Here is a 12,701-nt window from a genome sequence, read left to right as displayed (position 1 = left end):
TCCCTTTCATTTATTATCAAACTTTCCTATTTTACCAGAGAAATCCATATTTACATCTCAAATGGAATTGCTATATTACCAATTGGGCATCTAATCCTTCACACGCAGAGGCGATTATTTGAAAAACATTCAGCAAGCGATTTTGCACAGTTCCCATCGAAGCATAAATCAATGGTTTGCCGGTTAATTGTTCAAAAGAGAAAGGTACTGGTTTGCGCGTCGCAGGATTGTGATAAGGGCCGGTGAAATGGAAATGCGGGGGTAAATTTTGCCTGGGAAAGTCGAATTCAGGAGGCTGCTGGCTGAGCTGAGCGAGTTTCGAGTAAGCATCATTCGGGTGGGAGTGCAGAGGTAATTTCCACTCTTCGCGATACTCAGCAATGACCTCTCGAATCGGTCTTGCAAGCAAACTGAGTAACTGATAGCTAAATTGATTGCGCCAACTCGCTATCCAAGTTGGACTGTATTGCCAAGGTGTACAAAAGGGAGGAATTTTGGGGTCTTGATTTAGGGTTAACGCACTGCAAACTGTGATAAAAGGAAGGTTGAGAAAATCCGCCATCGTTCCTCCTTCCGGTGAAACTTGGTCTACCAGCAAAGCTTCTACACCAGCTTTTTTGATAGTTGCTGGAGCTTGTGAGAGGAGAATATCTGAAACTTGGGTCATTAGTTTAATAGTATATCGAAAGGCTGTCAGTCCGCTGAGTTTTCCCAGTTGGGCCAAGCCTTCTGTCATTGAGCCTGCGGGAAATTCATCTTCAGCTAATGGCTGGAATTCTAAGCCGCTTGCTAAGGTTGTGGCTTGAGCATCAAGGAAATTAAATACGGTGACTCGATGACCGCGGCGAAGCAGTTCGCTGCCTAATGTTGTCATCGGGTTGAGGTGGCCGTTGGCTGCCGGACAGAGAATGCCGAAGTGGGTCATTAGTAAAGGCTCCTTTGAGGTTAAAGTTTTTGGTTGCAGTGGGATGAGTGGTTTGTTTTGGGCTGATCGGGTGATCGACCTTCTAATCTTCTGTTGCTGCCAAAATTTCCCTAAGCTTCGACATAGTATTTTTGGGTAGCTTCGTGTCTTTTGGCAGGAGCGTCCTAAAGAAATTTACGACTTCGCCAGCTTTATCGGATAAGTCGATCGCAGGGGCTGGATTCTGTTCCAGTTCTGCGACTTGCGCTTCAACCTTCTCCCGTTCTTCTCTAAGGCGGGATTGCAATAGGGCGATCATTTTGCGCTGGTTGTCGATCGTTGTAGAACTAGATTCTAAAAGTTGATCGTAATCCTGCTGATTCTCTGTCGGCATCGAGTCTAATTGCCGCCTGAACGGTTCGTCATGGGTACGATCGCGATCGTACCCATGACGAAGAACCCCCCAACCGTGGCGACAACGGCCGGGGACGGGTGCAGCCAGCCAAGAAATTGATGCTCTCGATCGTCCCGGTAAAGCGCATCACGTCCGACATGCCTGCCTGCAACTTTGACCCGAACGAATTAGAAATTGCTGGGGAGCTCAGTTTGGCGATCGGCGGTTTTTGCTCTCCCCCGGTGCTGCCACGGGACGGCGATAACTACAAAGTTGTTAGCGGCCACTTTCAATTCCATGCGGCGGTTCTGGCACGGAAGCTAAACCCAAGGGCGGGGGAAAACATACCGGCGATCGTGCTGGAAGCTGAGAATCAATCCGTGATACTCGCACAAATCAAAATATTGAAAGTCGCCTAGACCCGATCGCACCCCATCCGCTTTTTCTGGATGGGGTTTTTTAAACTTCTTGAGAAGAGTGATAATTAAAAGGACTAAGCCCATGAACAACAGCAACGACGACCTCGAATCCCTTATCCGCTCTGCTAGCCCGGATGGCCACAGAAGCGAATTGATTCCTGTCACCATTACTCCTGAAATGGCCTGCATGATACCTCTGTTTTGGACGGGAACAGGAACGGAAGATTGATCAGGCTGTGATTGAAGATTATGCCAAGACGATGCGAGATGGTGAGTGGAAAGCTGGCTCGATACTGATTTTCTGGCGAGAATTACAAAATCATTGATGGCTATTACCGATTAGCAGCAGTTGCTCAGTCAGGAGTGCCGGTGGAATTTTATCTTGTCAGGGGAGTGCCTTTCAATCTCTAATCCCAGTTGCCCCATCCGTTTCTAGATGGGGCCCCTTTTTGCCTTAGTGTTCGCGTAAACCTCCGTTCGTGCCTGATAACGTTTTGCAGTTCCTGCACCTTGAGGAACGTCAAGCGGTGTCGGTGGTGTTGAAGTACAAGGCCAAATTGATTGACAAGGGCTTGAAGGAAGCCACGGTTAATCGGCGGCTGGCGGCTGTTAAAAGCTTGGTGGAGATGGGCCGCAAGCTCGGCGCGTGTCACTACACGCTTGCAGATATTAAGGGAGAGAAAGTTACCAGTTATCGGGACACAACGGGGGTTGATGCTGGGACTTTTGAGCAAATTTTACGGCAGTGCGATCGGACGACATTGGCGGGGAAGAGAGATTATGCTTTACTCCGGTTGCTCTGGGGTAACGCTCTGCGACGCAATGAGATTAGTCAGTTGAGTCTCTGTGACTTTGACCCAGGCAGTAGGACTTTGCGGGTTCTGGGCAAGGGGCGCGGCTCTCAGTCGGAAATGGTGGACTTGGGGGCGGCTACTGTAGAGGCAATTGCTGATTGGTTAGATGCAAAAGGTGGCAACTCTTCCCCAGATGCCCCGTTGTTCAGCGCCCTTGACTTTGCCAACTCAGGACATCGGCTCACTGGCGACGGCATTTGCAAGATTGTTGTCCGCCACAGCGAAAAAGCTGGAATCAAAAAGCAGATGAGTCCTCACCGAATACGCCACAGTGCCATTACTGCAGCCCTTGATGCCACGGACGGCAACGTGCGGAAGGTGCAGAAACTGTCGCGCCATAAGAATTTGAACACTTTAATGGTGTACGACGATAACCGGGGACGTGACCAGCAAGACGTTACCGAAATGCTTGATGGGATGTTTTAAGGGGCGATCGACTTTTGTAAATTTTTATGTTTGTCTGAAACTATAAGTGTCATAATCTTGTACCTCTAATTTTTTGAACTGTAAATTTTTAGCATTTAATTTTTGGGCCACTTACAGATAGACTCTGGTTTGAGCGGGCAAGTTTTGGGAGCGATTGGATTTCCGCTGAGGCCGAGCCAAGTCAGGTTAGTCAAAGATGCTAGCGGTTTGATGTCGTTGATTTGATTATTATCAAGGAATAGAGTAGTCAGGTTAGTCAAAGATGCTAGCGGTTTGATGTCCCTGATTTGATTGTTAAGGAGGTCGAGAATAATTAGGTTAGTCAAAGATGCTAGCAGTTTAATGTCGTTGATTTGATTTTCGCCGAGGCCGAGCCCAGTCAGGTTAGTCAAGGATGCTAGCGGTTTGATGTCGCTGATTTGATTTTTGGTGAGCCAGAGCCAATTTAGTTTAGTCAAGGATGCTAACGGTTTGATGTCGCTGATTTGATTTTTGGTGAGCCCCAGTTCAGTCAGTTTAGTCAAAGATTCTAGCGGTTTGATATCGCTGATTTGATTTTCATCGAGGAAGAGAGTAGTCAGGTTAGTCAAGGATGCTAGCGGTTTGATGTCCCTGATTTGATTGTTGTGGAGTTTGAGCCTAATCAGGTGAGTCAAGGATGCTAGCGGTTGGATGTCCTTGATTTGATTGTTGTAGAGGAAGAGATCCGTCAGGTGAGTCAAGGACGCTAGCGGTTGGATGTCCTTGATTTGATTGTTGTGGAGGTAGAGCCGAGTCAATGTAGTCAAGGATGCTAAGGGTTTGAGATCGCTAATTTGATTGTTCCAGAGTTCGATCACAGTCAGTTTAGTCAAAGATGCTAGCGGTTTGATGTCACTGATTTGATTTTTGTATAGTTTTAGTTCCGTGAGAAGAGAAAGTTTCCGATCGGCCGCCTCGCACTCAGTAGTTCCCGCTTTCTGCAACAGGACCTCAACAGTATGTTTAGCTTCAGGACTCAAATTAGGTTTTTGGCGACACCAATCCGCAAATGTTCTGTTTCCCGATCGCGTTTCTTCAGCCTTCGCTCCAAGTGCATTTCCCGATAATGCTACGATCGCACCTTTTAAAGATTCCGCCGTTGCTTGCTGGGATAGTTGTACTCCTTCTTTGAAAGCTTTGTGGGCAGCCTCCTTACTGTTAGTTTGTGCTGTTTGTACGAGTTTGCCAACGGGCACGGCTGCTACCACTGGCTGACTTAGCTGAAGCGAAAGCGCGATCGACATACCGGCCAAAAACCACTGAGTGCGATCGAACATAGCCACCCCTTTTGTATTTTTGTCAATCTTAATCACTAGCTCGCTTAGTGTAAAGGCAGGAAGAAGTGAGGGCGAGCGAGCTTCGCCAATTTCCTCAAGTCGGTAGCTGGCTCGGCGCAACAAATGGCTGAAATGCCTGCGGTTTTCGGTTGGTCAGTAACGAGCAATTCTTCTGCTAGATTGGTTCTACGTTTTGCGCGATCGAACGGCTGCAACGGCTCGCACAATTGGACCGCAGCCACGGCTCGCACGTCTGGCACTGTCGTCACGGCTCGGATCGCACTTCCATTCGTAGGGTGAAGGCTAATGGCATTTTCACACCTCAGGGCCAGTTCCGTATATAAAATTGACAGAAAGGAGACGGTGCAGATGATAGAGGAAGAATTTAGAATACACGACGAAATCCAGTTAGTTTTGGCAGGAATCATTGGCAAGAATATTTATTTTCCACTCCAATTCGTTCCCGAGATGAAAGTCGAACAAACAGAAAGTTACGTTCTCATTAATTCTGGCTACAAGACAGATACTTTTAATCTCGTTATCAGTAAAAAATTCGATAGCGAAGACGGAAAGCGTACTATTGCCAAGGTGTGCGAAGAGTTTAATTCAGCTCGTTTACCAGCAGCTTGGTGGACTTGTGAAGAATTTCGGGATGCTTATGTCTTTTCAACCTTAGAAGAGTATGGATTTATCGAAGATGAAGTGGATATGGGTATGGTTGCAAATCTTGATGATTTACCACAAGACGTTCAGTATCCTCTTAATCTCAAGTTCCGAATGGCAACCTCTTTCAAAGAAATCAATGAGTTTGGAAAGATTATCGCTTCACTTTTTGAGCCACCAGATGACTTCGTTATGCCATTTTATCGGCGGGTGGGCGAGTTGGATAATTTGGAGAATCGTCCTTTGAGATTGTTTCTGGGGTATGTAGATAATAAGCCTGTTTGTACGAGTTCAATCTTTTTGCTTGGTCAGACAGCAAGCCTCTTTGATATCAGTACGCTGCAAGAATTTAGAAATCGGGGTTACGGCTCGGCAATCACACATTATACGCTCAGTTATGCCAAGAAACTCGGAGCGCCTTTTGCCACCCTTCAGGCAGCGCCGGATGGGGTAAATATTTACAAGCGAATGGGCTTTAAGGAAGCTTGCACTTTCCGAATCCACTCAAACAAAAGAAGGATTCTGGGATATTAAGGAAGTAGTCCTCAACATCTTTTTGCACGAGGCAGACAAGAGTCTCAGGTATCATGCAAGTATGGTCTGCCGATGAATTCAACCATTACGATATTGTTCTCTCTCATAGTGAAAGATCTCCTGAGTTATTTTTCCAGTTCAAGGTTTCCCTGTATTGCGGTGCCGAGCGCCCGGCGAGTCTAGAGCATTACTTTGCAGCAGTATACCTGACGGGGTGACAACCCCATCAAAAGCTTTATAAAATCAAGGACATAGCCCTCAAACCCGGTGAAAGAATGGGAGGTTATTACGCCTAATTTTTATCAAATTAGAAAAGACTTAAGGTAACGTAGATAAGCTGGAAAGCATATTGTAATAAAATTTAAGCTTTCAATCTCTACTATCCATGCTCTTATTAAGACCTAAAGGCAACCTAGCAGAAACTTAAAGACTAAATCACTGAGAATTTAATAACTGTTGCCAATTCAGATTCATTAATACTATCTTGCTTTACAGCAGCCCAAACTTTCAGAAATATAGCACTCGCTGTTTTCCAAAAAGTAAGCACTGTATATCAAACCAGCACTCATAAATATCTAAAATTCTGATAGTCGTCTTGGCAGGCTTTTTTTACGCCTCACCGCAAAGGCCTCCCACACTTCTTTGAACTCAGAACTCGATCGCTCCAAAATCGATCTGTGACCATCGCTCTAAATCTTGCCTTCAAACCTCTGATGCCAGAGGATATACCCCGACACGGTAATAACCAGAGTGATGCCTCCTCCTACCCAAGCCAGCATAGGATTGTAACCGCTACGGCTGAGGGTCTGCATCCAGAGATGGGTGCGATCGGAGGATATTAACCAATCTGCGACGACCGGAAAAAGATACATCAAAGATGCACCAACGATAAGCCAGCCCACCATAGAGGCGACCAGAAAGATAGTTTTGGCTGTAGATTGGCTACTCATGAGCAATTGCGGTAAAGAACTAACTTTGAGATTAGCAAAGGAGATGCGTTATGTCAGCACAGGTATAGCCCGAGACAGTGGGCGATGCAAGCGTGAAACTGTAGAATTGATTTGAAGCCAAAGGTAAAAGTCATAATTTTAGTTTGTGTAAAATTTACCTTATTAATTCTACAAAAGAGGCATTTTGGGGAAACACATAAACCCTTAGATTCCAGTGTTTAGGCGGATTTCCACCAATAATCAGCCGCAAGGGCTCTGGGCATTGATAAAGTTTTGATTTTGAGATCCGTTGCATCTGCTCAATATCATCTTTACTAGCAGTAGGATCTGCTTGTGGATGAAAGTGCCACTCCCCCCAATAATATTGCTGTTCTTGAAGCCATAGGCTGTCTAGCCATTGTTGGAGTCCGTGTATGCCTCTCTCAAACCAGTTTGTGCCTCTTTTAGAATCAGGCGGTAGTTTAGAAATTGCTGTTACGATCGCACAATTATGTGAATGGTTATAGAGGCCAACAAGAATTCCTCCAGTCTCACGGTTACCAGCTTGAGTACAAAGCTGAAAAGTGTGGAAATGTCTTAAGTAAGCTTCCCTATGTTTATGCTCGTCTTCGAGAAGGAGATCCTGAAGCAGTAAGTCAAGGGGTAACTACCTGCCGTCGTATCATTGAGACATTTGCAGATACTCTTTATCCCCCGACAGAAGAAACGGCTCAACTTGATGAGCGTACCTTGAAACTTGATGCTAGCAAGCATCTAAATAGAATTAATGTATATATTTCGCAGAAAATTAGTAGTAAGTCACGACGCGACCGATTGCGTCACTTCTTATCTGACCTCTATAGCCGAATTTGTACAGGTGTTCACAGTGAAGTATCACCTCAAGAAGCACAAGCATTGCTACTCTCAACCTATCTATTTTTAGGGGAAGTGTTAAATTTTGATATAGAGAAAAATTTTGAGGACGGAATAAATCAAATAAGTTAAATTATCGCACCCTTGGGCTTGCAACCGCTACAGCTTCATCAGGATAATCTAATTTCTCCATCTACGACTCGAAATTGCTACAGCAAGGTCACGATATAATAAATAACTTGTTGCGCTAGCAGGTTTTTCGTGCTGGCAACTGGTTGGTAGAGGAAAGAAAGCCACAGCGAAGGTTGGTAAAATGGATGAAGTCGTCAAAAAAATAGCTGCTTTGGGTTTACCAGGTATCATCCTGGTAGTGACGATGGCTGCGACAGGTTTGACAGGAGCGGCTGCAATCACAGCAGCTCTAGCATTTCTAGGTGGCCCGGCAGGAATGCTCGGAGGTATTGCCGTACTAGGTTTGACGGGATTGATTGCAGAGGCTCTGACAAAAGTAGGGTTAGAGGACTTGCTGACAGCAATTTATTGTCAAAGGCGCTTATCTGAGCCACACGGGAAACTTTTAGAGGAGATTGAGCAATTATCCCTGTTTGATGGCGATATCAAAGAAAGGCTCAAGCAAACTGTGACAGATGGATGTGGCTGTTCAGCAAGCAGCGCTGCAAACATTTCAGATGTTACCAGGGAGGCTCGCGCCATTTTAGAAGCTGTCCCAGGAATGACACCAGCACACCACAGGGATTTTAACAGTTCCAATCCGATTATCAGGCTTAGGGATGGAACAGCGGTTAGGGCTTGGAAAAACCCCCTCGGCGTTGACCACATTTTTTTAGCCGATCCCGATGGCAAAATGATTTACGGTGGCTTTGTAGGCTGGATTCACAGCGAGGGTTTGAATCAAGCTATTTCGCAGACGAGAAGCAACTTGACTTAACATATCACCCGTACCAGGACGGCGGCGAGATCCTTTGGCTGTCAGGAAACTGAAGAAAAATCAACCTAAACCAAACTAAAGCGTCGATCGCTCCCTGTCGATCGCGCCCCGATGCCTTGCGTATCTGGCACGGCTCCCAAAATGCCCAATCTAGCAGGTTGTGGTGGCTGTTGGGGTGGCCATTGCCAGACATTTGATTTAAGTCCATATCTTCATCTCTCCCAAGAACAGTTGTGTGAAAAAAGTCTTAGTCAGAATTTGTCATTGAATAATTAAACATTACAATGTCTAAACCTTGATATCTGGTTAGTAGCTGTGGTAACTATCGCCTTTGTTTTGGACATTGTAGCGAGTATTTTCATTGTAAAAATTTCATTATAATTAAGGAAAAATATCTTTTTTATAAAGCGATCTGAAAAACTTAGATTCTGTAATATAATTGTGCAATCTATGCCGTTTCACTCTCATTGAACCGTGCCGCCAATACCCACAGTCACAGTCAAGTCAGGATACAAGCCACAATCTATTGATACCACCATTGAGGCGGACGTGCTGATGTTTCAGCTATTGCGACAGTTAACGCCCCAACAAAAAGTACAACGGACTTGCGCTTTCAATCAAGCGGTGCGAAGGCTGGCAATATCTGGAATAAAGAATCAGTATCCCAATGCTACTGAGGCAAAAGTTCGGCAAGAATTTATTAAAAGGTGCTTAGGTGCTGAGTGGATAGAAGTTTTATCAGACAGTAAAGATTGGGGTGGAATCGTGATTGCAGATCCGATCGAATTAGCGCGAAAAATAGCCAGCATCTTGCTACCGCTGAATATTCCCTATGTGGTGGGAGGTTCGGTGGCAAGTTCGTTGTTGGGAGAAAACAGATCTACGCAAGACTTGGATTTAGTGATTGATTTGGAATCGCGAACAGCACAGAGGTTAATTGATGCGATTTCAGGCGAGTTTTACATCAGCGAGTCGGCGGTGACTGAAGCAATTGCCAATTCAAGAACAGCACCCCGCGAATCATCATTCAATGTCATCTATTTGCCTTCTATGGAGAAAGCGGATATTTTTGTGATGGGCAGCGATGACCCTTTTTCGGCTTCCGTGATGAGCCGTCGCCAGCTTCATCCTGTTAGCGGCTTACCAGAAGAGGGAATTTACATCTACTCGCCCGAAGATATCGTCCTGCAAAAACTCAGTTGGTACAAACTAATTCCTGGCGGTTCCCAAAAGCAGTGGAGGGATGTGTTGGGAGTTTTGAAGGTGCAAAAGGAACGACTCGATCTCGCTTACTTAAACCAGTGGGCTGTTACACTCCAACTAACAGATTTACTCTCTGGAGCGCTGGTTCAATCAGGATATTAATAGTCGGCAATTTAGAATGAAACAAAACAAACAACAGCTTGCTATTGCTAAGAAAATCAAAAAATGGATTCAAGCCACTAAGGAAGTTGAACAAGCTCGATTTGCCATACCGATAACCAGGCTGACGAGTATCAAAAGTCTGTGTGTTGATGAAGTCGCTGCCCAAAAGTTTGGACTCTACATTGCCCGACTGGTGCAGCTGCAGATGGAGCGGGCGAATTGTCCAGAATATTTCACGGATGAATAATGGGAACAGCAAAAACAGTTAGTGGGTGAAGCGATCGCACTGATGGACAGTTACCGAGAAAAACCTAGTTACGAAAGTCGGCAATCTCTCAGAAACTTATTGAAAGATATTGATGGGGTGCAAGGGGATGACTACCGCAATTTTAGGTGGGCAACGGTGCGCTTTGTCCGCAGCGGAAATTTACTAAAGCTAGAGTATGCACTGCGGTGTTTTGTAGAAACAGATTTTCCGTATTGGGCTTACAAACTAGCTAGAGAATATGTAGAAGGCTATGGATTGCAGTCGGGTTCGGGTATCGTGGCTGAATCCGTACCCATGTTGTTGGAAGTAGCAGAATTTTGGTGTCAGTATTATTTCGATCAGAGTTTGAACGAGAAATTTCCCGATGGGGACGATCGCAGCGTTCAACCCAACCCGTGAGATTTTTCAGATGCAGATTGAGGGTTTGTTAAGTCGGCAACCCATTCGGGGTAACTGCTACTGCGATAACTTTATCAGATGACCCGTAAAGCTATTGAGTGCGATCGCGCTGGTTAAATCCCACAGTTTTAGTGTTTGGTCGGACGAGGCAGAAATTGCTTTAAGTCCATCCGGCGTCATGGCAACTGCCCAGATATCGCCCGAATGTCTGCCGAGCGTTTTAAGCTCGCTAAGTGCGCGATCGACCCGACGACACCGCTCAGAAGCCGCACTTACTGCATTGCTGCATCGGTCGGGGGGATTTCTTAACGTGGTCGTCCTGGATGGCGGGCGTAGAATACACCGCCTCCGTCGCTTGGTTCAAGACGTGTCATCACCGCTCAAAATTTTTAAATTCGAGATGGGGTTTCTTTTTTCCCTACAGTTACCAGATATGGACAAGTTTCCAGAACACGATCCTCGCTGTGGCCGTGAGACAAAGGGCCAGTGGAATAGGCAGCCACAAGACATCGCTTTAGCCGACACTCCTGAATTTAGTCAACGCTTCTTCGCTGAAGTGTTCAACGAATTCCCAGCATTGGCGGCAAGCGTTGTTTTCTTGCGATGGTCTGTTGGGCCAGACGACCTCTACGCAGTATTTAACTTCTCTAGCGGTGGGTTTGCCGTGCAGATCGATCCGGGGCTAGAGTACATCATAGTGTGGGGGGCAGGCGAGCATGGGGAGTATGGCGATTGGATGGGCGATGGCGATCGGTTAGCTTCAGCGCTTGAGGATGTCCGTACCTTAGTTTGGTGGTTTGAGAGTTTGTCTATCTAATACGGTTGAGTGATGATGAGACAAGTGCTGGTGAGCGATCGTAAATTCCTCTGGCGGTCAGTTTTAGTCTGAACTTTCCCCTGCAAATATTACTTGCATAGACGAGCGAAGCCTTCGATCGCAAAGATTTTAATTGAGGTACAAGCAGATAGATTTGGGCTGCATATTTCCAGCAAAACCACATCCAAGCTAAACTGATAATCACCCTAATTTTTAGAATTATCTATGGGACAAGAAAGCGCAATATGATATCTGGGGAAATCAAAAGTCAAATAGATAAAATCTGGGATGCCTTCTGGTCTGGTGGTATCTCCAATCCTCTCGAAGTCATCGAGCAGATTACTTATCTCCTGTTTCTGCGTCGTCTCGACGATTTACATACTCTGGAAGAAAACAAAGCTAATCGGCTGAAGCGCCAAATGGAACGCCGGATTTTCCCAGAAGGGGAAGATATCAAAAAACGCTCCTACGATGATTTGCGTTGGTCGAGGTTCAAGAATTTTGCACCGAAGGAGATGTTTGAGGTCGTCAACGATCATGTTTTCCCTTTCCTGCGGACTTTGGGAGGTGATGGTTCGACTTACGCGCACCACATGAAGGATGCCCGTTTCACAATTCCGACACCGGCGCTGCTTTCTAAAGTGGTGGATTTGCTCGATGGTGTACCGATGGAAGACAGGGACACTAAAGGCGACCTTTACGAGTATATGTTGGGCAAGATTGCCTCGGCTGGACAAAACGGACAGTTTCGCACACCGCGCCACATTATTCAGTTGATGGTGGAACTGACTGCACCCAGCCCAGGCGATGTAATTTGCGATCCAGCTAGTGGGACTTGCGGTTTTCTGGTGGCTGCTAATGAATATCTGCGATCGCATCACCCGGAAATTCTGCGCGATACCAAGATGAAGGAACACTTTCACCATCAGATGTTTCACGGGTTCGACTTTGACAATACCATGCTGCGGATTGGCAGTATGAATATGCTTTTGCATGGTGTAGAAAACCCGGATGTGCGCTATCAGGATTCGCTGGCACAGGAACATTCTAGTGATGCAGAATCTTATACCCTTGTCCTCGCTAATCCACCCTTTGCTGGTTCGTTGGACTATGAGAACACGGCTAAGGACTTGCAGGCGATCGTCAAAACCAAGAAGACTGAATTACTATTTCTGGCTCTGTTTTTGAGATTGCTGAAGCCTGGGGGACGGGCAGCGGTGATTGTGCCGGATGGGGTGCTTTTTGGTTCTTCTAAGGCACATAAGGAATTGCGCCGCCTGTTGGTGGAGGAACAGAAGCTTGATGCTGTAATTTCTCTGCCCGGTGGTGTATTTAAGCCTTATGCAGGTGTTTCTACTGCGATTTTACTATTTACTAAAACTAACTCTGGTGGAACTGATTTTGTTTGGTTCTACAATGTGAATGCTGACGGCTGGAGTTTGGACGATAAAAGAGCGCCTTTGCTTTCTGAAGATAAATTAGGTGCTGTGCCTATTTCTGGGTTAACAGCAGAGGAACATACTAAAAATAATTGGGAGCGTGTCACTTTTGCGTCAAGTATAAATACTCATCAAGACCCGAATAACAGTTTTAGCTATCATCAGTAAAA

19 protein-coding genes are annotated in these 12,701 nt (G+C 45.8%); 11 read left to right on the top strand and 8 right to left on the bottom strand.

Annotated elements, in window-relative coordinates:
- Nucleotides 1–70 precede the first annotated feature (70 nt).
- Both QUA62_RS28145 and QUA62_RS28140 read right to left on the bottom strand, forming a co-directional pair.
- Nucleotides 71–925 carry a hypothetical protein gene (locus QUA62_RS28145; protein WP_333408111.1) on the bottom strand — a complete coding sequence of 285 codons (855 nt, stop codon included), beginning with the start codon at nt 923–925 and terminating at the stop codon, nt 71–73.
- 82 nt (nt 926–1,007) lie between these two features.
- Entirely contained in the window at nt 1,008–1,298 is a 291-nt protein-coding gene (locus tag QUA62_RS28140; protein WP_333408110.1) for a hypothetical protein, read from the bottom strand.
- Between the two features lie 98 nt (nt 1,299–1,396).
- On the opposite strand from QUA62_RS28140, the gene QUA62_RS28135 reads away from it, so the two are divergent.
- The 3 genes from QUA62_RS28135 (at nt 1,397) to QUA62_RS28125 (ending at nt 2,997) form a co-directional block, all read left to right on the top strand.
- A complete protein-coding gene (locus QUA62_RS28135) occupies nt 1,397–1,717 on the top strand; it encodes a hypothetical protein (RefSeq protein WP_333408109.1) in 321 nt (106 codons plus the stop codon).
- Nucleotides 1,718–1,799: 82 nt separating this feature from the next.
- Complete coding sequence (locus QUA62_RS28130) at nt 1,800–1,946, top strand: hypothetical protein (RefSeq protein ID WP_333408108.1); 147 nt, start codon at nt 1,800–1,802, stop codon at nt 1,944–1,946.
- Between the two features lie 250 nt (nt 1,947–2,196).
- Entirely contained in the window at nt 2,197–2,997 is an 801-nt protein-coding gene (locus tag QUA62_RS28125; RefSeq protein WP_333408107.1) for a tyrosine-type recombinase/integrase, read from the top strand.
- A 95-nt stretch (nt 2,998–3,092) separates the two neighbouring features.
- Here the strand turns inward: QUA62_RS28125 and QUA62_RS28120 are convergent, their stop codons facing one another.
- Nucleotides 3,093–4,331 carry a leucine-rich repeat domain-containing protein gene (locus QUA62_RS28120; RefSeq protein ID WP_333408106.1) on the bottom strand — a complete coding sequence of 413 codons (1,239 nt, stop codon included), beginning with the start codon at nt 4,329–4,331 and terminating at the stop codon, nt 3,093–3,095.
- Between the two features lie 8 nt (nt 4,332–4,339).
- Nucleotides 4,340–4,564 carry a hypothetical protein gene (locus QUA62_RS28115; RefSeq protein ID WP_333408105.1) on the bottom strand — a complete coding sequence of 75 codons (225 nt, stop codon included), beginning with the start codon at nt 4,562–4,564 and terminating at the stop codon, nt 4,340–4,342.
- Nucleotides 4,565–4,664: 100 nt separating this feature from the next.
- On the opposite strand from QUA62_RS28115, the gene QUA62_RS28110 reads away from it, so the two are divergent.
- The gene (locus QUA62_RS28110) at nt 4,665–5,492 is read left to right on the top strand and encodes a GNAT family N-acetyltransferase (protein ID WP_333408104.1); all 828 of its coding nucleotides are present in this window, start codon (nt 4,665–4,667) and stop codon (nt 5,490–5,492) included.
- Between the two features lie 689 nt (nt 5,493–6,181).
- On the opposite strand, the gene QUA62_RS28105 is transcribed toward QUA62_RS28110, so the two are convergent.
- Complete coding sequence (locus tag QUA62_RS28105; RefSeq protein WP_333408103.1) at nt 6,182–6,442, bottom strand: hypothetical protein; 261 nt, start codon at nt 6,440–6,442, stop codon at nt 6,182–6,184.
- A gap of 154 nt (nt 6,443–6,596) precedes the next feature.
- Nucleotides 6,597–6,962 (bottom strand): hypothetical protein, encoded by a 366-nt coding sequence (locus tag QUA62_RS29560; RefSeq protein ID WP_445301730.1) that lies wholly within the window; start codon nt 6,960–6,962, stop codon nt 6,597–6,599.
- Between QUA62_RS29560 and QUA62_RS28100 the strand changes: the two genes are divergently transcribed.
- Both QUA62_RS28100 and QUA62_RS28095 read left to right on the top strand, forming a co-directional pair.
- Nucleotides 6,935–7,426: a hypothetical protein gene (locus QUA62_RS28100; RefSeq protein WP_333408102.1), complete on the top strand. Its 492-nt coding sequence runs from the start codon at nt 6,935–6,937 to the stop codon at nt 7,424–7,426. The two genes, QUA62_RS29560 and QUA62_RS28100, sit on opposite strands and share 28 nt — an antisense overlap.
- Before the next feature lie 181 nt (nt 7,427–7,607).
- Nucleotides 7,608–8,243 carry a hypothetical protein gene (locus QUA62_RS28095; protein ID WP_333408101.1) on the top strand — a complete coding sequence of 212 codons (636 nt, stop codon included), beginning with the start codon at nt 7,608–7,610 and terminating at the stop codon, nt 8,241–8,243.
- 4 nt (nt 8,244–8,247) lie between these two features.
- On the opposite strand, the gene QUA62_RS28090 is transcribed toward QUA62_RS28095, so the two are convergent.
- Nucleotides 8,248–8,451 carry a hypothetical protein gene (locus QUA62_RS28090; RefSeq protein ID WP_333408100.1) on the bottom strand — a complete coding sequence of 68 codons (204 nt, stop codon included), beginning with the start codon at nt 8,449–8,451 and terminating at the stop codon, nt 8,248–8,250.
- Between the two features lie 266 nt (nt 8,452–8,717).
- Here QUA62_RS28090 and QUA62_RS28085 point away from each other — a divergent pair, with 266 nt between their 5' ends.
- The 3 genes from QUA62_RS28085 to QUA62_RS28075 are packed head-to-tail and all read left to right on the top strand — an operon-like array spanning nt 8,718 to nt 10,275.
- Nucleotides 8,718–9,608: a hypothetical protein gene (locus tag QUA62_RS28085; protein WP_333408099.1), complete on the top strand. Its 891-nt coding sequence runs from the start codon at nt 8,718–8,720 to the stop codon at nt 9,606–9,608.
- A 16-nt stretch (nt 9,609–9,624) separates the two neighbouring features.
- The gene (locus QUA62_RS28080) at nt 9,625–9,855 is read left to right on the top strand and encodes a hypothetical protein (protein ID WP_333408098.1); all 231 of its coding nucleotides are present in this window, start codon (nt 9,625–9,627) and stop codon (nt 9,853–9,855) included.
- A 21-nt stretch (nt 9,856–9,876) separates the two neighbouring features.
- Entirely contained in the window at nt 9,877–10,275 is a 399-nt protein-coding gene (locus QUA62_RS28075) for a hypothetical protein (RefSeq protein ID WP_333408097.1), read from the top strand.
- A gap of 57 nt (nt 10,276–10,332) precedes the next feature.
- Here QUA62_RS28075 and QUA62_RS28070 read toward each other — a convergent pair whose 3' ends face one another.
- Nucleotides 10,333–10,455, bottom strand: coding sequence for a hypothetical protein (locus tag QUA62_RS28070; RefSeq protein WP_333408096.1), 123 nt, complete (start codon nt 10,453–10,455; stop codon nt 10,333–10,335).
- A 253-nt stretch (nt 10,456–10,708) separates the two neighbouring features.
- Here QUA62_RS28070 and QUA62_RS28065 point away from each other — a divergent pair, with 253 nt between their 5' ends.
- Both QUA62_RS28065 and QUA62_RS28060 read left to right on the top strand, forming a co-directional pair.
- Nucleotides 10,709–11,092, top strand: a complete 384-nt coding sequence (locus QUA62_RS28065) for a hypothetical protein (protein ID WP_333408095.1) — start codon at nt 10,709–10,711, stop codon at nt 11,090–11,092.
- Between the two features lie 245 nt (nt 11,093–11,337).
- Entirely contained in the window at nt 11,338–12,699 is a 1,362-nt protein-coding gene (locus QUA62_RS28060) for a class I SAM-dependent DNA methyltransferase (RefSeq protein ID WP_333408094.1), read from the top strand.
- The last annotated feature ends 2 nt before the right edge of the window (nt 12,700–12,701 follow it).

Origin of the sequence: Microcoleus sp. MON1_C1 (assembly GCF_036701945.1) — a bacterium.
Lineage (GTDB): Bacteria > Cyanobacteriota > Cyanobacteriia > Cyanobacteriales > Microcoleaceae > Microcoleus.
The sequence above is the reverse complement of the archived record's forward strand: the minus strand, read 5'-3'. Positions and strand labels throughout refer to the sequence as shown.

Bases quoted from the DNA above. Each gene is read 5' to 3' on its own strand.
- QUA62_RS28145 (WP_333408111.1), bottom strand. From the start codon at position 925: ATGACCCACTTCGGCATTCTCTGTCCGGCAGCCAACGGCCACCTCAAC.
- QUA62_RS28140 (WP_333408110.1), bottom strand. From the start codon at position 1,298: ATGCCGACAGAGAATCAGCAGGATTACGATCAACTTTTAGAATCTAGT.
- QUA62_RS28130 (WP_333408108.1), top strand. From the start codon at position 1,800: ATGAACAACAGCAACGACGACCTCGAATCCCTTATCCGCTCTGCTAGC.
- QUA62_RS28110 (WP_333408104.1), top strand. From the start codon at position 4,665: ATGATAGAGGAAGAATTTAGAATACACGACGAAATCCAGTTAGTTTTG.
- QUA62_RS28105 (WP_333408103.1), bottom strand. From the start codon at position 6,442: ATGAGTAGCCAATCTACAGCCAAAACTATCTTTCTGGTCGCCTCTATG.
- QUA62_RS28095 (WP_333408101.1), top strand. From the start codon at position 7,608: ATGGATGAAGTCGTCAAAAAAATAGCTGCTTTGGGTTTACCAGGTATC.
- QUA62_RS28090 (WP_333408100.1), bottom strand. From the start codon at position 8,451: ATGGACTTAAATCAAATGTCTGGCAATGGCCACCCCAACAGCCACCAC.
- QUA62_RS28080 (WP_333408098.1), top strand. From the start codon at position 9,625: ATGAAACAAAACAAACAACAGCTTGCTATTGCTAAGAAAATCAAAAAA.
- QUA62_RS28070 (WP_333408096.1), bottom strand. From the start codon at position 10,455: ATGACGCCGGATGGACTTAAAGCAATTTCTGCCTCGTCCGACCAAACA.
- QUA62_RS28065 (WP_333408095.1), top strand. From the start codon at position 10,709: ATGGACAAGTTTCCAGAACACGATCCTCGCTGTGGCCGTGAGACAAAG.
- QUA62_RS28060 (WP_333408094.1), top strand. From the start codon at position 11,338: ATGATATCTGGGGAAATCAAAAGTCAAATAGATAAAATCTGGGATGCC.